General features: G+C 70.6%; 16 protein-coding genes and 1 pseudogene. 5 read left to right on the top strand and 12 right to left on the bottom strand.

From position 1 onward, the window contains the following. Positions 1-151: 151 nt before the first annotated feature. A complete protein-coding gene (locus tag ACFXBC_RS03200; RefSeq protein ID WP_385018067.1) occupies positions 152-640 on the top strand; it encodes a MerR family transcriptional regulator in 489 nt (162 codons plus the stop codon). Between the two features lie 103 nt (positions 641-743). Here the strand turns inward: ACFXBC_RS03200 and ACFXBC_RS03195 are convergent, their stop codons facing one another. The 10 genes from ACFXBC_RS03195 to ACFXBC_RS03150 form a co-directional block, all read right to left on the bottom strand. Beyond that, positions 744-3,338 (bottom strand): bifunctional FO biosynthesis protein CofGH, encoded by a 2,595-nt coding sequence (locus ACFXBC_RS03195; protein WP_385018065.1) that lies wholly within the window; start codon positions 3,336-3,338, stop codon positions 744-746. Between the two features lie 39 nt (positions 3,339-3,377). Beyond that, positions 3,378-3,593: a hypothetical protein gene (locus tag ACFXBC_RS03190; protein ID WP_385018063.1), complete on the bottom strand. Its 216-nt coding sequence runs from the start codon at positions 3,591-3,593 to the stop codon at positions 3,378-3,380. A 171-nt stretch (positions 3,594-3,764) separates the two neighbouring features. After that, positions 3,765-5,309, bottom strand: coding sequence for a sulfatase-like hydrolase/transferase (locus ACFXBC_RS03185; RefSeq protein WP_385018061.1), 1,545 nt, complete (start codon positions 5,307-5,309; stop codon positions 3,765-3,767). Positions 5,310-5,351: 42 nt separating this feature from the next. Next, positions 5,352-6,248 carry an ABC transporter ATP-binding protein gene (locus ACFXBC_RS03180; RefSeq protein WP_385018059.1) on the bottom strand — a complete coding sequence of 299 codons (897 nt, stop codon included), beginning with the start codon at positions 6,246-6,248 and terminating at the stop codon, positions 5,352-5,354. Beyond that, entirely contained in the window at positions 6,245-8,119 is a 1,875-nt protein-coding gene (locus ACFXBC_RS03175) for a dipeptide/oligopeptide/nickel ABC transporter permease/ATP-binding protein (RefSeq protein WP_385018057.1), read from the bottom strand. Before ACFXBC_RS03175 ends, ACFXBC_RS03180 begins: the two co-directional genes overlap by 4 nt. Then, the gene (locus ACFXBC_RS03170) at positions 8,116-9,057 is read right to left on the bottom strand and encodes an ABC transporter permease (protein WP_385018055.1); all 942 of its coding nucleotides are present in this window, start codon (positions 9,055-9,057) and stop codon (positions 8,116-8,118) included. The genes ACFXBC_RS03175 and ACFXBC_RS03170 overlap by 4 nt, the downstream gene beginning before the upstream one ends. Positions 9,058-9,527: 470 nt before the next feature. Further along, on the bottom strand, positions 9,528-10,106 hold the full coding sequence (locus ACFXBC_RS03165; RefSeq protein WP_385018053.1) for a TetR/AcrR family transcriptional regulator: 579 nt from the start codon (positions 10,104-10,106) through the stop codon (positions 9,528-9,530). 10 nt (positions 10,107-10,116) lie between these two features. Then, complete coding sequence (locus tag ACFXBC_RS03160) at positions 10,117-11,361, bottom strand: glycoside hydrolase family 1 protein (protein ID WP_385018131.1); 1,245 nt, start codon at positions 11,359-11,361, stop codon at positions 10,117-10,119. Between the two features lie 398 nt (positions 11,362-11,759). Then, positions 11,760-12,068 (bottom strand): hypothetical protein, encoded by a 309-nt coding sequence (locus ACFXBC_RS03155; protein ID WP_385018051.1) that lies wholly within the window; start codon positions 12,066-12,068, stop codon positions 11,760-11,762. 143 nt (positions 12,069-12,211) lie between these two features. Then, positions 12,212-13,042 carry an LLM class F420-dependent oxidoreductase gene (locus ACFXBC_RS03150; RefSeq protein ID WP_385018049.1) on the bottom strand — a complete coding sequence of 277 codons (831 nt, stop codon included), beginning with the start codon at positions 13,040-13,042 and terminating at the stop codon, positions 12,212-12,214. A gap of 303 nt (positions 13,043-13,345) precedes the next feature. Between ACFXBC_RS03150 and ACFXBC_RS03145 the strand changes: the two genes are divergently transcribed. Then, positions 13,346-14,914 carry a CehA/McbA family metallohydrolase gene (locus ACFXBC_RS03145; protein WP_385018047.1) on the top strand — a complete coding sequence of 523 codons (1,569 nt, stop codon included), beginning with the start codon at positions 13,346-13,348 and terminating at the stop codon, positions 14,912-14,914. Positions 14,915-15,007: 93 nt separating this feature from the next. On the opposite strand, the gene ACFXBC_RS03140 is transcribed toward ACFXBC_RS03145, so the two are convergent. Then, entirely contained in the window at positions 15,008-15,550 is a 543-nt protein-coding gene (locus ACFXBC_RS03140; RefSeq protein WP_385018045.1) for a hypothetical protein, read from the bottom strand. A 234-nt stretch (positions 15,551-15,784) separates the two neighbouring features. Between ACFXBC_RS03140 and ACFXBC_RS03135 the strand changes: the two are divergent. The 3 genes and pseudogenes from ACFXBC_RS03135 to ACFXBC_RS03125 form a co-directional block, all read left to right on the top strand. Next, positions 15,785-16,018: pseudogene (locus ACFXBC_RS03135) on the top strand (helix-turn-helix domain-containing protein); the annotation flags it as partial. A gap of 273 nt (positions 16,019-16,291) precedes the next feature. Then, positions 16,292-17,032, top strand: a complete 741-nt coding sequence (locus tag ACFXBC_RS03130) for a hypothetical protein (protein WP_385018138.1) — start codon at positions 16,292-16,294, stop codon at positions 17,030-17,032. Then, a complete protein-coding gene (locus tag ACFXBC_RS03125) occupies positions 16,933-17,610 on the top strand; it encodes a CehA/McbA family metallohydrolase (RefSeq protein WP_385018129.1) in 678 nt (225 codons plus the stop codon). The genes ACFXBC_RS03130 and ACFXBC_RS03125 overlap by 100 nt, the downstream gene beginning before the upstream one ends. A gap of 1,221 nt (positions 17,611-18,831) precedes the next feature. Here the strand turns inward: ACFXBC_RS03125 and ACFXBC_RS03120 are convergent. Next, positions 18,832-19,764, bottom strand: a complete 933-nt coding sequence (locus tag ACFXBC_RS03120; protein ID WP_385018043.1) for a DMT family transporter — start codon at positions 19,762-19,764, stop codon at positions 18,832-18,834. Between the last annotated feature and the right edge of the window lie 20 nt (positions 19,765-19,784).

Raw genomic sequence — 19,784 nt, 5'->3', positions numbered from 1 at the left:
GACGACGAAGGCACCGGGGACGACGGCTTCAGGGGCTGGGACGACGAAGGCGTCGGGGGCGGGGCAGATACGGACACGGGGACCCTCCAGTCCTTGGCGACCCCGCCAGCTTTCACGCTCAAGTACGCTTGAGCGCAACCAGGAGGTTCCCATGGCCCCCACGCCGTCCATGCCGCACCCCGGCCGCACGGATCTGTACTCGATCAGCGAGGTGGCCGACGCGTTCGGCCTCACCGTCCCTGCCCTGCGGTTCTACGAGGAGCGCGGGCTGCTGCACCACAGCGAGCGGCGCGGACGCGTCCGCTACTACAGCCGGGACGATCTCGCCCAGCTCGCCTACGCACAGCTCTGGCACGACGACGGGCTGCTCACACTGGCCGAGACGAGCGCCATCGTCGACAGCGAGAAGGCGGCGGACCGGCGCGAACTGATCACCGTCCAGCGCGATGCGATGCGCCGGCGGATCGAGCGGATGGAGCGGGCCGCGGCGGTCCTCACCCACATGCTGGGGTGCCATACCGACGCGGCCCTCGACTGTCCGATGACCGGGGACTACATCCGGGGCAGGGTCGACGCGGCGCTCGACGGCACCCCGCACCGCACCGACTTCCTGCCCGGCGGCGACAACACGGTCGGGTGACGTCCACCGCCACGCGGACGAACCCGCCGGGCAGCCGCCGGGAGCCGCCGGGCAGGGGCAGCCGGGCAGCCTCCCTTCACCACCGACCACCCAGCGGGCAGGCTCAGTCCAGCACCGGCAGCAGCTCCGGCAGATGCCCGTCCGACGACCGGGCCGCCCGCATCCGCTCATCGGGCACCGGCCCGTACAGCGTGTTCCGGGCGCGGGCCGGGCGGCCCACCAGGTCGGCGATGGCGATGAGGTCCTGGACCGAGCGGTACGAGCCGTAACCGGAGCCCGCCATACGGGAGATGGTCTCCTCCATCAGCGTGCCGCCCAGGTCGTTCGCCCCGGAGCGCAGCATCTCCGCCGCGCCCTCGGCGCCCAGCTTCACCCAGCTGGTCTGGATGTTGGGGATGTACGGGTGGAGCAGCAGCCGGGCCATCGCGGTGACCGCGCGGTTGTCGCGGGTGGTCGGCCCCGGGCGGGCGATACCGGCCAGATACACCGGGGCGTTGGTGTGGATGAAGGGCAGCGTCACGAACTCGGTGAAGCCCTCGACGCCCTTGGCCAGCGCGGTCTGCTGGATCTCCGCCAGGGTGCGGAAGTGGCCGAGCCAGTGCCGGGGCTGGTCGACATGGCCGTACATCATCGTGGACGAGGAGCGGATGCCCAGTTCGTGGGCGGTCGTGATGACCTCGATCCAGGTCGCCGTGGGGAGCTTGCCCTTGGTGAGGACCCAGCGCACCTCGTCGTCCAGGATCTCCGCCGCCGTACCGGGGATCGAGCCGAGTCCTGCCTCCTTCGCGGCGGTGAGCCACTCGCGGATGGAGAGGCCGGTGCGGGTCGCGCCGTTCACCACCTCCATCGGCGAGAAGGCGTGGACGTGCATGCCGGGGACGCGCTCGCGGACGGCGCGCGCGATGTCGAAGTACGCCGTGCCGGGCAGGTCCGGGTGGATACCGCCCTGCATGCAGACCTCGACCGCGCCGACGTCCCACGCCTGGGCGGCCCGGTCGGCGACCTGGTCGAGCGAGAGCGTGTACGCGTCGGCGTCCGTGCGCCGCTGGGCGAAGGCGCAGAAGCGGCAGCCGGTGTAGCAGACGTTGGTGAAGTTGATGTTCCTGGTGACGATGTACGTGACGTCGTCGCCGACCACGTCCCGCCGCAACTCGTCCGCGATCCGGGTGAGCGCGTCGAGCGCCGGGCCGTCCGCGTGGAGCAGGGCGAGCGCCTCGTCGTCGGTGAGCCGCGTCGGGTCGGCGGCGGCCTGGTCGAGGGCCTGTTTGACGTCGGTGTCGATCCGGGACGGCACCATGCCGGGGGCCGCCTGCTCGCGCAGGGCGTCCCAGTCCCCGTACACCTCGTCGAAGTCGTCCCGGCGGTCGGACGTGCGGCCCTCGGTGTCGATGGTGGTGTGCAGATCGGTGCGGCCGGTGGCGGTGAACCCCTCGTCGGGCTCCTGCCAGGGCAGCCCGGACGGCTTGACGCCCTCGCGGGCGAGACCGGTCTCCGGGTCGGCGAGCGCCCGCACGTGCGGCACCAGCCGGGGATCGAGCCAGGGCTCGCCGCGCCGGATGAACTCCGGGTAGATGGTGAGCCGTTCACGGAGTTGGAAGCCCGCGGCCTCGGTCCGCTCCGCCAGCTCGTCGATGTGCGGCCAGGGGCGCTCGGGGTTGACGTGGTCGGGCGTCAGCGGGGACACCCCGCCCCAGTCGTCGATCCCGGCGTCGATGAGCAGCGCGTACTCGGCGTCCACCAGGTTCGGCGGGGCCTGGATGCGGGCGGACGGGCCGAGGAGGTGCCGGGCGACCGCGATGGCGGCGGCCAGCTCCTCCAGCTCGGCGTCCGGCATCGCGCGCATCGCCGTGTCGGGCTTGGCCCGGAAGTTCTGGACGATGACTTCCTGGATGCCGTGGTAGGAGCGGGCGGTCCTGCGCAGCTCGAAGAAGGCGTCGGCGCGCTCCTCGTACGACTCGCCGATCCCGATCAACACCCCGGTGGTGAAGGGCACATTGGAACGTCCGGCGTCCTCCAGGACGCGCAGCCGAACGGCGGGCTCCTTGTCGGGCGAGCCGTGGTGCGGGCCGCCCGGCTCGCTCCACAGCCGGGTCGCGGTGGTCTCCAGCATCATGCCCATCGAAGGGGCGACGGGCTTGAGCCGCTGGAGGTCGGTCCAGGACATCACGCCGGGGTTGAGGTGCGGCAGCAGTCCGGTCTCCTCCAGGACCCGGACGGCCATGGCGCGCACATAGGCAAGGGTGTCGTCGTACCCCTCGGCCTCCAGCCACTCGCGCGCCTCGGGCCAGCGCTCCTCGGGGCGGTCGCCGAGTGTGAAGAGCGCTTCCTTGCAGCCGAGTTCGGCGCCCTGCCGGGCGATCTCCAGGATCTCGTCGGGCGAGAGGTACATACCGTGTCCGGCCCGCCTGAGCTTGCCGGGCACGGTGACGAACGTGCAGTAGTGGCACTTGTCCCTGCAGAGCCGGGTCAGCGGGATGAACACCTTGCGGGAGTACGTGATGACTCCCGGCCGCCCGGCCGCTTCCAGTCCTGCGTCCCGCACGCGCCCCGCCGAAGCGGCGAGGTCGCGCAGGTCGTCGCCGCGCGCCTGGAGGAGTACGGCAGCTTCGGCGGTGTCGAGGGCCACACCGTCCCTGGCCCGCCTGAGCGCGCGGCGCATGGCATTTGCGGTGGGGGCTGCGGGCTGCGGATCAGTCATGGACCGAGCATACGAGGACGTTTTCACCCTGTCTGCGGGTCACCCCGGCGTCGGCCACACGTCGGGGCCGCCGCCGTGCCATTCGAGAAGCGAGGTCGTCGCGAGCTCCAGCTCGTCGACGCCTTCGAGCCCGGATGGGTCCAGCTTATCGACCCCGTCCACCCGGGGGTGGGGGAGCCCCAGGGTCTCCGTACCGGACCGCACGGGCCGGCCGCCGGAGGGGTCCGGCGGGTAGATGATGACCGGCACTTTCATATCTCCAGGGTGCTCCTCCTCCAGCGTTCCAGCACGCCGGGCGGGGGTCCCGCGGGACGGGTCATGCGCAGACCCCGGACGGTTCCCGCGGCCGGTGGATGTGCCCTGGGCCGAAGGGCGTGCCCGCTGTGGGTGCAGCCGAAGGGCGTGCCCGCTGCGGGCACCGGGGCCTCAGCGCCCCATGGCCCGCCTCAGGTGGGCGAAGACCTCCTCCAGGTACTGCGAGGCGCGCTCCACGCCCCCGTCGGGGCCGGGGCGTCCGGCCGGTACCGACAGATCGACAGCGGGGTAGCGGGGGTCCTCGTCAGCGGGGATGACGTCCGATGTGTCCGCGAGCCAGTGCAGCATCGCCTGCTGCATACGGTGCTCCACGGCGGCGTGGACCGCCTGGCCCGCGAGGTTGACCCGCTCGTCCGGGTCGTCGGCGCGGCGGTACAGCTCGGGCTGCTCGTACAGGCGCCACACATAGGTCCACTCCCGGTCGCGGACGGCGATGGCGCGGCCGACCAGCTCGGGCTGTTCGTGCTGGAGTGCGGCCTTGAGGTCGTAGGGGAATCCCGCCCGCTCGAACCGGGGCTCCTCGTCCCTGGAGAACCCCCCTTCGGTGAACGCGTACTCGCGGTGCGGGGTCCCGGGGTCGGCGATGACGGGCAGCAGGCTGCGGCCGAAGTGGCGGTGGGGTGCGTCGGCGGCGGCGAGCTCCAGCACAGTGGGGACGATGTCGAGGAGCTCGACCATGGCATCGGTGTGCTGCCCCCCGGGCAGTCCGCCCCCGGAGATGACCAGCGGGTCGCGGGTGATGCAGGAGTGCATGGCGGAGGGCCATTTCTCGATCAGCCCGTGGTCACCGAGGTACTCACCGTGGTCGGCGAAGAAGAGGGTGACGGTGCGGGAGCGCTGTCCGGTCGCGTCGACGGCGCTCATGAGACGCCCGAGTTGGTCGTCCATGCGGGAGATCATGGCGTAGTAGGTGGCGGTGATCTCCCGCCACATCTCCGGGGAGGTGTCCGTGATGCCGAAGCGCTCGCGGATCGCCCGCATGTACGCCGGTTCCCGGGCCGGATCGTCCGCGGCCGGAACGGGCAGCGGCAGCGAATCCCGTTCGTACAGCGAGAACCAGGGGTCGTCGGCCTCGAACGGGCAGTGCGGGGCGATCAGCGGGACGAAGAGGGCCCAGGGCTGGTCCGGCGGCTCCTCAAGCCAGCGCAGGGCGGTACGGATGGTGGCCTCGTCGGAGTCGACACGGGTCTCGTCGGCGGGGCGGCGGCCCCGGTAGTAGAGGCGCGCCCACTCCTCGCCGCCGGGCCAGCTCTCGATGTGCGGAAGCTCGGGCAGCACCGTCGGCCGGACGCCGAAACCGTGGGCGTCGACGCTGAGTTCCGTGACGCCGGGGGCGAAGGTGTCGCCGCGCAGTCCGGGCCAGACGACGTGGTAGCCGCTCTCCTTGAGGGTGCGCAGGAGGTTGGGCTCGTCGGGCCTGATGAGGTGGGTGAGGGTGCGGTGGCCTGCGGTGTGCGGGTACCAGCCGGTCAGGAAGGAGGCGCGGCTGGGTGAGCAGACGGGGTGCTGCACATAGGCGTTGTCGAAGCGCGTGCCGCGCGCGGCGAGCGCGTCCAGGTGGGGCGTGCGCACATGCGGGTTGCCGAACGCCCCCACGGCGTCGGCCCGTAGCTGGTCCGGGATGAAGAAGACGAAGTTCGGCCGCTGGACCGGCATGGCTGCTCCTTGCCTGTTGGGGGGCAGACGTACGAGGGGGATTCAGCGTTCACGCGTGGGGGTCCGTGCGAGCGCTGCCCGGCGGGCGGCTTCACGGCGTTGCCGCTGCCCTGCGACGTTCGCGACCGGCGAGGCGAGCAGCAGCGTGCGGGTGTAGGCGTGACCGGGCCGGGTGGTGACCGTGGCGGCGTCCCCGGTCTCGACGATCTCGCCGCGGTGGATGACCGCGACCCGGTGGCTCATGGAACGGACCACGGACAGGTCGTGGGAGATGAACAGATAGGCGACACCGGTCGTCTCCTGGATCTCCAGGAGCAGATCGAGGACGGTGCGCTGGGTGGTCAGATCGAGGGCGGAGACCGGCTCGTCACAGATGATCAGCCGGGGGCTGAGCGCCAACGCCCTGGCGATGGCGATGCGTTGGCGCTGGCCTCCGGAGAATTCGCGGGGCAGCCGGGCTGCGGCGTCCGCGGGCAGCTGGACGCGCCGGAGCAGGGCGGTGATCCGCTCCCGGGATGCGCGTGCGTCCGTGCCCTGGGCGATGAGCGGTTCGGCGAGGGCGTCGCCGATGGTCCGTGCGGGGTTCAGCGAGGTGTAGGGGTCCTGGAAGATGACCTGGAGGTCACGGCCCAGGGCGCGGCGCCGGGCCCTGCCCAGGTGGTCGATGCGCTCACCGCCGAAGGTGACGGTGCCGGAGGTGACGGGGACGAGGCCGAGTACGGCCCGCCCGATCGTGGACTTTCCGGAGCCCGACTCACCGACCAGGCCGAGGGTCTCCCCCGGCCGGACGGTCAGGCTGACACCTCTGAGTACGTCGGTCGCGGGGATGCGCCGGCCCTTGCCGGGGAAGCTGACGCGGAGGTCGTCGACCGCGAGCAGAGCCTCCCCGGCGGGCTCCTGGCTCCGGGTGCTGCCGCCGGTCTGCTGCTGGGCGCTCATGCGATGACGGTCCTTGCTGTGCGGGGCTGTGGCTGCCAGGCGGGGCGGGCGGGGGTGTCGTCGAGTACGGCGTCCAGCAGGGTGCGGGTATAGGGGCTCTCGGGCTCGCTGAGGATCTGCTCGGTGGAACCGGTCTCCACGACGCGTCCGCCGTTCATCACCACGACCCGGTCGCACAGGTCGGCCACGACACCGAGGTTGTGCGTGACCAGCAGGACGCCCAGGCCGCGTTCGCGCTGGAGGCGGCGGAGCAGATCCAGTACCTCGGCCTGGACGCGGACGTCGAGAGCGGTGGTGGGCTCGTCGGCGATGAGGATCCGGGGGTCGCAGGACATCGCGCCCGCGATGAGAGCACGCTGGGCCATACCGCCGGAGATCTCGTGCGGGTAGCGCCGCAGCATCCGCTCCGGGTCCGGGATCTCGACCAGACGCAGCAGTTCCAGCGCCCGTTGGGCGGCCTGCCCGCGGGAGAGGCCGAGGTGGAGGCGCAGGGGCTCGGCGAGCTGGCTGCCGATGGTGAAGGCGGGGTCGAGGTTGCTCATGGGTTCCTGCGGTACGTACGCGAGGGTGGTGCCGCGCAGGGAGCGGTGGTCGCGTTCGGGCAGGCCGACGACCTCCTGCCCGTCGACGGTGATGCTGCCGCCGGTGATCCGGCCGCCGTCGGGCAGGGTGCCGAGCATGGCGAACGCGGTCTGGGACTTGCCGGAGCCGGATTCGCCGACGAGCCCCACGATCTCGCCGGGGTGGACGTCGAGGTCCACGCCGTGCACGACGTGTTTCTCGGTGCCGTCGGGCAGGGCGTAGGCGATGGCCACATCACGTACCGAGAGCAGCGAGGCCCGCTCCGGGGCGGCGGCAATCGGTGCGCTGAGGGGTGATGCGGTAGCGGGTGCTGTGGCGGTACGCGGTGCGGCGGGGGCCGGGGACGGAACGGATCGGTGGGAACGGCGGGGGCGGCGGCGGGCCGGGGCGCCCGGGGTGCGGTCCTCCAGGGCGTCGCGGATGGCTGCGGCCAGCAGGACGAGCGCGGCGTTGGTGAGGCCGAGGGCCAGTCCGGGCCACAGCATGAGGCGGGGCGCGCGCTGGATGTTCTGGAACCCCTCGTTGAGCATGGCGCCCCAGGTGGCGGTGGAGCCGCTGCCGACACCGAGGAATTCGAGGCCCGCCTGGAGGGCGATGGCGATACCGGCGACCAGGGACACCTGGATGATGACCGGGCCGCGTACGACGATGAGGACGTGGCGGGCGACGATCCGGGCGTCGGACAGCCCGGAGACCTTGGCCGCGTCGACGTACAGCTCTCCGCGGATGTTGGCCACGATGCCGCGTACCAGCCGGAAGAAGCTGGGGGCGACGAGGATGCCGAGCACCACCATCAGCACCCACACCCTGGGGCCGAGGATGGCCCGGGACGCCAGCAGCACCACCATGGCCGGCAGGGCCATCACGAGGTTGACGGCCCAAGCGGCGGCGGCGTCGAACCTGCCGCCGTAGTACCCGGCGAACAGACCGCTGGGCACGCCCAGGACGAGGGCGACCGCGAGGGCCAGCAGCGCACCGCCGAGGGTGTTCCGGCCGCCGTAGAGGATGCGCGAGAGGATGTCGCGGCCCGCGGAGTCCATGCCCAGCGGATGCGCGCCGCTGGGGTGCGCGAACGCGTCGCCCAGCGCCGAGGCGTCGGCGGCCTGCGGCGCGATCAGCGGGGCCAGGACGACCGCGGCGACCAGCAGCACGAGGACCAGCGCGGACAGGGCGCCGAGTGGGTTGCGCAGCACCCGGCGGACGGTGCCGCCGCGGGCCGCAGGCTCCGCCGGCGGAGCGGCACCGGGGCCGGGGCCGGGAGCTGCGGTCGTCGGGAGGTTCTCGCTCATGCGATCCTCGCCTTCGGATTGAGCCAGCCGATGAGGACGTCGACGGCGAGGTTGATCAGGACGACGCCGACGACGGTGAGCATGACCAGCGCCATGATCACGGGGATGTCGCCGCGCGTGGTGTAGGCGACGGTCATGCTGCCGATACCGGGCAGGCCGAAGATCTGCTCGACCAGGACGGCGCCGCCGAGCAGGCCGACGAACTGCATACCGAGGACGGACAGGGCGGGCGCGGAGGCGTTGCGCAGGACGTGCTTGAACACGATCCGCCGGGTCGTCAGGCCACGGGTGCGCAGGGTACGGATGTAGTCCTGCCGCATCACGTCGATGACGGCGCCGCGCACCTGCTGCGAGACGCCCGCGACGGAGGCGACCGACAGGGACAGTACAGGCAGGGTGACGGTGGACAGCCAGCCGCCGGGGGACTCCGTGAACGGCGTGTAGCCGATGGCGGGGAACCAGTCCAGGTGCACGGCGAAGACCAGTACGAGGACCAGGGTCACCAGAAAGCCGGGCAGGGCGTACCCCGCGACGCCGATGATCTGCACGATCCGGTCGACGGCACCGCGCCGCACCCCGGCCCACACACCGAGCAGGAACGAGACCGAAGCGGTCACGAACGTGACGCCGATGACCAGGCTGAGTGTGACGGGCAGCCGGCCGGCGACCGCATCGCCGACGTCCTCGCCCGTGAACCAGGAGGTGCCGAGGTCACCGCGCACGGCGTGGGACAGCCACTCGCCGTACTGCTGGAGGACCGGCCGGTCCAGGCCCAGGGCGGTGTTCCTGGCATCGACCGCTTTCTGGGGGGCGCTCTCGCCGAGCAGTTGGCGTCCCACGTCGATGTGCGGGACCGACAGCAGGAGATAGGCCAGAAAGGAGATGACGAGCAGGAGCACGGCTCCCGCCGCGATCCTGCGAGCGATGAAATTCAGCATGAGACTGGATTCCCGTCCGGCTGTCCGCCCGACGCGGCGGAGTTGAAAGGGCGCGGAGTTGGAGGGCGCGGGGTTGCGGGGCGCTGAGTCGAGGGGCGCTGAGTCGAGGGGCTCGGGGCTGAGGGGCGCGGGGTTGAAGGCCCGGAGGCGGGCGTCAGCGGGGCATCCGGCGCCGCCCACCGCCCGAGCACGAAAAACGTACGGTGATCGGTTTCTGGCCGTCAAGAGGCGGGAGGCAGAATCCGCCGCTGCCACCGACCCGATCCGGCTGCCGCGGCACCGCTACGTACACGGACAGCACCAAGTACACCTACGAGTTCACGCGCACGGGCACCGCCACGCACGCAGACGAATTCACCGCGCACGGACACCACCACGCACACAGACGAATTCACCGCGCACGGACACCACCACGTACACGCAAGGCGCCGCCACGTACACGCGTACGGCGCCCCGTACACAGACGGCCGTCAGCTCCCGGAGCCGCTCTCCAGCAGGCGCATCAGGTCATTGAAGGGCTGGCTCATGTCGATGGACCGGTCGGTGAGCCACTGGAGCTGGATGCCGTCGGCCAGCGCGATGAAGAGCACGGCCAGCCGGTCGGCCGGGATGGCGTCACTGATCCCGCCGTCCTCCATGCGCTCCCGCAGGTACGCGGCAAGACGCTCACGCATGACCGGGTAGCGCTCGCTGAAGTGGGCGTGTGCCGGATGGGAGGGGTCGCCGGCCGCCGCGGCCATGGACACGAACAGCTCGACGAGGCCCGGCGTCCTGGCACCGTCCCGCATGATCTCCCGGGCGCTGAAGGAACCACCGCGCTCGATCTGCTTGATACGCGCCGCCTCGTCCCTCGCTTCCAGGACCCGGGTCAGCATGTCCTCCTTGGAGTCGAAGTAGTGCATGAGCCCCGGCAGGCTCAGATTGCACTTGGCCGCGACTTTCCGCAGGGAAGTGCCGCGATACCCCTCAGCCGCGAAGATCTCCAGAGCGGCCTGCAGAATCTCGGCTCGCTTCGCCTCGCCCTTCTCGTAGGGGCCCCGTTTCGCCATGGCCGCCACCCTAGCGCGCAGCTGTGGAGCGGGCCCCGGACAGTGACCGCCCGTCGGGGACGCGCCCGGCCTGTGCGAGGCCGCCCAGCCAGGAGGCCGACCCCTTGGGGGTGCGGGCGAACGTCTCCCGGTCGACCGCGATCAGCCCGAAGGTGGGGCCGTACGTGCCCCATTCGTAGTTGTCCAGAGCGCTCCAGTGCAGATACCCCCGCACGTCGGCGCCCTCCCGCATGGCGTCCGCGAGGCTCGCAAGCGCGGCCGATGTGTAAGCGATACGCCGCTCGTCATCGGCGGTCGCGATGCCGTTCTCGGTGACCAGGATCGGCACGTCCGGGCCGACGACACCGACGGTGTGCCGCACCGCCTCGCCCAGGGCCTGCGGGTAGTACTCCCAGCCGGTCAGGGTGGTCTCGGCGCCTTCGGGCACCGGCAGCGGGCCACCGGCCCCGAAGCGATGGCGGGTGTACGCCTGCACCCCGATCCAGTCGTCCTGCCGGGCGGCCTCCAGGAAGATGTCCTCGCGCAGCCACGCGTGCGCGGTCATGGCCTCCAGAGCGCCCGGTTCCGCCTGGTACGCCTGGTTGGCGACGGTCCAGCCGACCTTCAGCCCGGGGTCGGCGGACTTCAGCGCGGCGGAGGCGGCCCGGTGGGCTTCGACGAGCGCCCGGACCACACCCTCGTCGGGATCGACGGTGGCGGGATCGATGGCCGCGGCCCCGACCGGCCGGTCGCGTTTCCTGCCGTGGTCGATGCTCTCCCAGCCGTGCTCGGCGGCCAGTTGCCGGATGGTCTGCATCACGGCCAGGATGTTCGGCTCGTTGATCGTCGCCACATACCGGACGCCGTCGAGGATCTCGGCCACCGTCCGGGCGTACGCGGCGAAGAGACCGGGCGCTTCGGGGGCCCGCCAGCCGCCGAGGTCGCTGAACCACTGGGGCGAGGTGAAGTGATGGAGGGTCACCACGGGTTCGAGCCCCCGGTCGCGCGCCCCCCGGACCATGCTGCGGTAGTGCTCAAGGGCGGCCCTGGACACACAGCCCCGCTGCGGTTCGACGCGCGCCCACTCGATGCCGAACCGGTAGGAGTTGAAGCCGAGTTCGCGCAGCAGGTCCATGTCCTGGGGCCAGCGGTGGAAGCTGTCCGCCGCGTCCCCGCTGGGCTGGGCGACGAAGGTGCCGGGGCGGTGCTCCAGGTTCCACCAGTCGCTGGAGACGTTGTTCCCCTCGATCTGGTGCGCCGATGTCGAGGCACCCATGAGGAAGCCGTCCGGAAGCGGGAAGCCCGGCTGGGGCGAGAGCGCGGTCACGGTGATCCTTTCAGCCGGGACCGGCACCGTAAGGGCCGGCCCCAAAAACGTTCAGTGATCGGTTTTTGCGGTCAGCGTACACGCCCGACCCGGCGGCGCGGAGGGGTCACCGCACCTCCATCCGACCCGGCCGGCCCCAACCGCGCACCTATTCGATGCGGAATGATCTTCGAAGTCACTGCGCCCCCGGCCACTGGCGCAGCTTCACCGTCATCGGCGACGAAGGTCGGGTGCCGGTTCTCTCCGGCCCGGACCGGGCCGGCTGGACCGGACTGGACCGGACTGACCGGACCAGGTTCGGGCGCGTGGCTCTGGACGCCCCGCCCACGGCGCCGCCCCCGGGCAGGTCAGCCGTCGACGCCCCTGAACTTCATCGACACGGCCCCCTCGGGCGTCCGGCGGCACATCGAGACCGTGCCCCAGACCTCGCCCTTCGGCTCCTGCAGGAGGGTGAGAGGTACGGGCTTCTGCGGGAAGTCCAGATCGGCATCGGACACGACCTGCGTACGCAGGACGCCCGAGCAGCCGTGGGCGGAGAAGGCGAGCGTGGCTGTCACCGGCAGGACATGGGCGTCGATGACCAGCACCGCCCGGCCGCTGTACTTGGGTTCCTGGAGCACACCCACCAGCTTCCGCCCGGCCGCCGGTCGCCGCACGTCGAAACCGTGGCCGCACCCGAAACCGTGGCCGCACCCGAAACCGTGGCCGCACCCACACCCGTGCCCCCGCACAGGGCACGGGCGCCTCGTCCCACACCGGGAACGGGCGCCCCGCCCCGCCCCGCCCACAGAAGGGACGCTCAGACCAGGTACGGCGCGTACTCGTCCAGCACCTTCAGCACCGCGTCCTCCTCGGCGGAGGGCAGTTGCAGCACCACCTCCTCGACCCCCAGCTCCGCGTAGTGCGCCAGCTTCCCGGGGTTCGGGAGTACGGCGTACGGGACGACCTGGAGCTCCGCCGGTTCGCGGCCCGCGTCCTCCCACACCCGGCGCAGCACCGGCATGGACTCCGTGAGCCCCCCGCCGCCGATGGGCAGCCAGCCGTCCGCGTACTCCGCGATGTGGTCGAAAAGCTTCGGCCCGGCGGCCCCGCCGATCAGTGTGCGGACGCTGCCGCCCCGCGGTTTCGGATGGACCAGGCTAGCCCGGACCGACCCGAACTCCCCTTCGTACGCCGTCGGTTCAGCTGCCCAGAGCGCCCGCATCAGCGCCATCCGGTCCCGGCCCATCTCACGGCGGCGCGTCCACTCGACCCCGTGGTCGGCGGCCTCCTCCCTGTTCCAGCCGAAGCCCACGCCCAACGTGAAGCGGCTCCCCGAGAGCAGGTCCAGGGTCGCGATCTGCTTGGCCAGGTCGATCGGGTCGTGCTGGGCGATGAGCGTGATGCCCGTGCCCAGGGTCAGGGTCTCCGTCACCGCCGCGGCCTGCCCCAGGGCGACGAACGGGTCGAGCGTCCTGCCGTACTCGGCGGGCAGTTCACCGCCCATCGGGTACGGGGTGGTCCGCTCGGCCGGGATGTGCGTGTGCTCGGGCAGATACAGCCCGCCGAACCCGCGCTGCTCCAGCTCCCGGGCCAGCCGTACGGGGGTGATGGTCCGGTCGGTCAGAAAGATCGTGGTACTCAGCCGCATGACATCCGCCCTCAGTCGCCGTGTAATCCGAGTGATCCGTGTAGTCCGTGCGATCCGTGCAATCCGTGTGATGCATGTGATCCGTGTGATGCATGTGATCCGTGTGATGCATGTGATCCGTGTGATGCATGTGATCCGTACGTTCCGCTCTGTGGCCGCAGAGAGTATGGCGTCAAGGCCGAAAATCCGAGCGTCGCGTCACGGTCTCCGTCCTGCCCTCTTCCCTTCTCACCCGGTTCACGGCTGAATACCAGGGTTCAACCGCACCCCTCGTGTCCCCCACAGACCCCTGGAGCCGTTGGTATGAACCCTGACGACCACCCGACCCCCGGTGAACTGGGCAGGCGCGGCCTGCTGGTGACGGGAGCAGCCGCCGCGCTTACGTTGGGAAGCGTGAGCTTCGCGGCAGCGGCGGACGACGGCAACGCCGGGGGTGCGCCCCACGGCAGAGCACCGGGCGGCACCGCACCGGCCGGAAGCACACCCCCGGACCGGACGAAGACCGTGCGCGGCACGCTGCCGCCCGGCTCGCCGGACTATGTCTATCTGCCGGTGGACGTGCCCGAAGGGGTCCGGGAGCTGGCGGTCTCGTACACGTACGAGAAGCCGCCCGTGCCCGCCGGCACCCAGGGCAACGCACTCGACATCGGCGTCTTCGACGAGCGCGGCACCGGCCTCGGCGGGGCGGGGTTCCGCGGCTGGTCGGGCGGTGCGCGCAGCGAGTTCTTCATCCGCGGGGACGAGGCGACGCCCGGCTACCTGCCGGGACCGGTACGGGCGGGCCGGTGGAACATCGCCCTCGGCCCGTACACCACGGCCCCCGACGGCCTCCCCTACACCGTCACCATCACCCTGCGCTTCGGTCCCACGCCCGGGACACCGGAGCCGGTGTACCCGCCGGTGCGTGCGAAGGGGCGCGGGCGCGGCTGGTACCGGGGCGACTGCCATATCCACTCCGTGCACTCGGACGGCAAACGCACCCCGGCCGAGATCGCCGCGCTGGCCCGGTCGGCGGGTCTTGACTTCATCAACACCAGTGAGCACAACACGAGTTCGGGCCACCGGGCGTGGGAAGGACTGTGGGGCGACGACCTGCTGATCCTGACCGGCGAGGAGATCACCACCCGCAACGGCCATGTGCTGGGCATCTCCACCGACCACGGCACCTGGGTCGACTGGCGCTACCGCGCCCGGGACAACCGCTTCGGCCGCTACGCCCGCGAGATCCGCCACGCGGGCGGCCTGGTCGTCCCCGCCCACCCGCACGCGACCTGCATCGGCTGCAACTGGAAGTTCGGCTTCGGCGAGGCGGACGCGGTGGAGGTGTGGAACGGGCCCTACACCCTGGACGACGAGGTGTCGGTGGCGGACTGGGACAACACCCTGGTCAGCAACGGCCGGAACTGGACCCCGGCGATGGGCAACAGCGACGCCCACAAGGACCCCGACCGGATCGGCACCCCACAGACGGTCGTCCTGGCCGACGAACTCAGCAGGGACGCGATCCTGACGGGCATCCGCGCGGGCCACTCGTACATCACCGAGTCCTCAGCGGTCTCCCTCACCTTCGGCGCCACAGGCGGCCGCGCCGCCCACGCGGGCATCGGCGACCGCCTCCGGGTGGCCCCCGAAACCCCGGTGACGGTACGCCTCGACGTCACGGGCGCCCCCGGCTGCACAGCGAACTTCGTCACGGACCAGGGCACGCTGTACTCCACGCCCCTGCCCAAGTCCGGCACAGGCACAGCGGAATGGCACACCACACCCGCGTACGCCGCCTACGTACGCGCCGAGATCCGGCACACCCCGACGGCTGCGGGGCTGCCAGGAGCACTGGCAGCGCTGACCAATCCGGTGTTTCTGGGACGGTGAGGGGGCTGCCATCTACCCGGGAAGGAAGAGTCAGGCACGGTGGGGCTTCCGCCACGGAGGTTGCCTTTCCCCCCGCCCCTGCCCCGCACAGCCTCACGGCGCGGCCTCCATCACCGTGCGGGCGCGACGGGCGAAGTTCTCGCGGCTCACCTCCACCGCGTCCACCGCGCGTTCGAGGCCGGTGCGGTATCCGTCGTCCGGTAACTCCCCCTGGAGCACGCGCTCCAGGTACGTCCGCAGGGACCGCACGTCCGACCACACGTTCACGGCCGCCACGGCCACGGCCTCCGGTCCCATGAGGTCCAGCCGGGCCTGGGCCTTGTAGAGGGTGTGTACGGCGGTACCGAGTTCCTCGACGGCCTCGCGCAGCGCGCGGGCCGGTGGCGGGGTGTCCCGGACGGTGGCCGGTACGCCGTCCTGGTGGGCGATGCGGTGCAGTACGGCGTCGACCGGCTCCGCGGCCTCCATGAAGGCGAGGTACACCTCGCGGCGTTCGCTCCTCAGCTCCCGGCCGTGATCGGCCGTTCCCTGGTCGCGCGCCAGCCGCCGGGCCGCCGTGGACGTCAGCCACGCGGTGCACAGCGTGCCGAGTACGCCCACTCCGGCCCCGGCGAGTGCTGCCCATCCCTGGTCCATGCGTCCATCCTTCTGCGGTGGGCCTCCGCGCGGGGTCGATTTCGCGGATCCGGCGGTCTCTCGGGGCGTGTCCGGCGGAACGATCACGGTCCACCGAGCCGGAGGGCCAACGAGGCTGCCGCAACGGGGCCGAAACGGGGCCACTCCGAGTGGCGTACCGCGCGCCTACACTCGGAGGAGTCGTCCGCACGTCACCCGGGGGCGATCACAGGCCATGGCTTGGAGGGCGAGCAGGTGACCGCGACCTCATCCTCATCACACCCGTCGGGCGATCCGGCGGACGATCCGGCAGCGCGGTTCGCCTCGGAGTTACGGGCCCTGCGCCACTCGGCCGGTAGCCCGACCTACCGTCAGATGGCGGCGCGTACGGGACAGTCGTCCAGCGCCTTGTCCGCGGCTGCGCAGGGCGGGCGACTTCCGCCCCTGGACGTCGCCCTGGCCTACGCCGAAGCCTGCGACGGGGACCGCGCGGAGTGGGAACGGCGGTGGCGGGCAGCGAGGTCCGAGGGCGTCACCCCACCGATGCCACCGCCGCCACCGGGGCCGGGGCGGCGGTGGGGGGCCGTTGCCGCTGCCGGTGCCGGCGCGCTGGTGCTGGTGGTCGCCGGGGTCGTGCTCGCGAATCGGCCGGGGCACAGGCCGCCGCCCTCGGGAGCTGCCGCCGCCTCCCGCTTCTTCGCCGATGGCGACGTCTTCAATCAGCTGCATCCGCCTCATCAACTTGATGCGGATTCAGCGGCGTTGGCTGGCGAACTGCTCGCTCCGGGCCGGGCGCGGTTGTCCACCGGTACCGCCGGTCTTCCGGTGTACCGGGCCACCTCCAGCACCCCGGCCTACGAGATCACCCCGCGCGAGCACGTCGGCAGCTGGGGGCCCGACCCGTTCAAGGGCATCGGCTTCCCCTGGGACGCGTCGTGGAAGGCGCCGAAGCGCGAATGGACGGTGGTGATCGCACCGGACGGGCGGGCCGTGGAGTGCTGGCGGATCAAGGTGCAGGGTGGCAGGCCGAGTTGCGAGTGGGGGGCCGTGTCCGACAGCCGCCACAAATCCGTCGTCCGCACGGGCCAGGCCACCGGCAGCGGTCTGTCCCGGCTCGCGGGAATGATCACCCGCGCGGACTGGAAGGCCGGCCGTATCGCTCACGCCCTGAGCTTCGGCGCCCCGGACAACAACGGTCAGTACGTCCTCCCTGCGGTGGGCAGCGACGGCCGGGAGAAGGGCCGTTGGCGCGAGGGGCAGTTCATCTGGCTCGACCCCGCGTACGACATCGACGCCGACACCACGCTCAAGCCGTACGAGCGGATGGTCGCCAAGGCACTGCAGGAGTACGGCGCTTTCGACGTCAAGAACGCCGACGAGTTCAGCTTCATGTCCGAGTACGGATCGAAGCCGCCGGGCGACACCACGGGCTCCTACGCACCCCTCACCGGTATCAAGTTCGCGAAGTATCTGCGGGTCGGGACGGTATCGCCCTCCTCGTAGGCGGCTTCGGCGAGGCGGACGCGGTGGAGGTGTGGAACGGGCCCTACACCCTGGACGACGAGGTGTCGGTGGCGGACTGGGACAACACCCTGGTCAGCAACGGCCGGAACTGGACCCCGGCGATGGGCAACAGCGACGCCCACAAGGACCCCGACCGGATCGGCACCCCGCAGACGGTCGTCCTGGCCGACGAACTCAGCAGGGACGCGATCCTGACGGGCATCCGCGCGGGCCATTCATACATCACCGAGTCCTCAGCGGTCTCCCTCACCTTCGGCGCCACAGGCGGCCGCGCCGCCCACGCGGGCATCGGCGACCGCCTCCGGGTGGCCCCCGAAACCCCGGTGACGGTACGCCTCGACGTCACGGGCGCCCCCGGCTGCACAGCGAACTTCGTCACGGACCAGGGCACGCTGTACTCCACCCCCCTGCCCAAGTCCGGCACAGGCACAGCGGAATGGCACACCACACCCGCGTACGCCGCCTACGTACGCGCCGAGATCCGGCACACCCCGACGACTGCGGGGCTGCCAGGAGCACTGACGGCGCTGACCAATCCGGTGTTTCTGGGACGGTGAGGGGGCTGCCTTCCAGCCGGGACGGAGGAGAGCCAGGCCACGGAGTGTCATAGACAGGTCGATTTCGCACTCACACAGGTCGATCGAAATCGCGTGCCGCAGCCTCGAAAAGCTCTTCGCCAGACTCACAGCTTGATTCCCTTGGGCGACCGGGGTCCCGAAGCGCAGGAGCGTCATGCAGATCCTCATCACGTATTTTTCAGACGCCGCAGTCACCCGATCCGCCGAGCGAAAAGAATATTCGGCTCTTCCTCTCTCGTGCTCCACCACTCGATAACATTCTCCCTCACCATAAGCGTGAACCATTCGTAGCTCGAATGAGGTGAGGACGGTGACGCCGATTCCGCGTCTTCCCCAGGGAAACCAACCTGCAATTCCCATTCCTCCGCCGGGTGTACATGGCGCACAGAGATGGCCATCGTCAACCGAAGCTCACCCTCAGATACGTCAAACCCGGTCACGCGAATTTGGAAATCGGAGAACCCTGGTACCCCGAATGGCGTTTCGAGAAGTGAGCGTAGACCCGCAGGGACCTCTGTCATCATACCGAGAGGCTAGCAGGAGGCCGCCACGCTTTGATGTCCAGCCTCGTAATAGGCCGTTATGACGCTCTGAGGGCCGGGGCCGGATCCTCCGATTCCGCCAGGGTTGAAAACCACCTTGTATTTCATCGGCGGGCACTGAGTCAGGTTGAGGTAGTAGAAGCCGAACTTTTCACCGCCACGCGAAACGGTATTAGCGATCATCGCACTGTTGTAACCATGCTTCGGCTGCAGATGACGGTACCCCCACGTGGAAGTTCCACACCGCAAAGGGACAACCCTTGGGCCACGGTAGAAATTCTTCACTACATGCTGTGTCGACTTCACGGTGCAGGCATCCGCACCGTACGCCGTTCCGGCCGATACCGCAGAGACCCCGACGACCGACGTCGACGCCACGGCAAGCGCCCCACAAGTCGTAAATATCCGCCGTGCAATTTTACTGCGCAAAACCGCCGCCGTGATCCAATTGTTGAACTACCAACCACACCTTTACCGGTCACTCATGAAGGCATACGGGCAATCCAGTCAAGACAATAAACATCGAGTGATAAAAATGGAAGCACCCTGAATGGGGCGATTGAACACAAAACTGGGACTCCCAGGCATGGGATTCTTGTGCGAAAGTCGTCCAAACGTGATCCAGATCACCAAAGGGTTCACTGGTGGATACTCGCTGTCAACGCGCCTCAGGGCTGCCCTGTTGGCGGAGCGGCCAGTCCCGCGTGTGCGTGGCTGGAGAACTCGGCGCCGCAGGCACGGTGCGTCCTGCCCTGGTCTGGGCGGTGCAGGCGAGCGCGCCGCAGCCGAGGGCGATCGCTGTGGTCATGTCGAGGGGCGTGCCCTGGAGGAGCCAGGCCGCGACCACCGCGGCGGCGGGGATCAGGGCGAACAGCACCGAGGCTTCTCTGGCTCCCGTGCGCCGGACGCAGGCCGCGTAGCAGACCATGGCAAGCGCACTGGTGAGGACCAGGATGACCAGCAGGACGACGGCCCGCACCGGGTCGGAGACGTGCTGCGCGGTGGTGAGGGCGAGGGCGCCGGCCGGCGGGATCGAGCCGGTGACGCCGATGGCGGTGAACACGAAGGGGTCCACCCCGCGCAGTCGCCTTCCCTGGAGGAGGGAGCCCGCGGAGAGACCGCCCAGGGCGACGAGGACGGTGATCAGTCCAGGGCCCACGGCCGGGTCGGACAGCAGCCGGGGCAGGCAGGCCGCGACCACGCCCACCGCACCGCAGCCGAGCGCGAGCAGTCCCCACCGGTTCTCCCGCTGGTGCAGCAGAAGCCGGGCGAGTACGGCGGTGGCGACCGGGTTCATGGCGATCACCAGGGACGCGATACCGGCGCTGACGCCGTGCGCCATGCCCCAGTACAGCCCCAGGAACTGCACCCCGTGCACCAGCACCCCGCCGGCGACGGTCCGGGCGAGCATCCGCCCGCGTGGGAGGGGGATACGCCGGACGGCCACGACGGCCCACATCAGCCCGGCGCTGAGCACGAAGCGGAGCAGGATCAGCAGAAACGGGGTGATGGCGTCGAGGGTGAGCGCCCCGAGTGGGTAACTCACGGCGTAGAGAAGGACGGTCACGGCGGGAAGAAGGCGCTGGTTCATGACACCGAGCCCAGCACCAC

The sequence above is a fragment of the Streptomyces sp. NPDC059398 genome, assembly GCF_042751845.1.
GTDB lineage: Bacteria > Actinomycetota > Actinomycetes > Streptomycetales > Streptomycetaceae > Streptomyces.
Note: the sequence above shows the minus strand (reverse complement) of the source record. Positions and strands in the feature narration are given on the sequence as shown.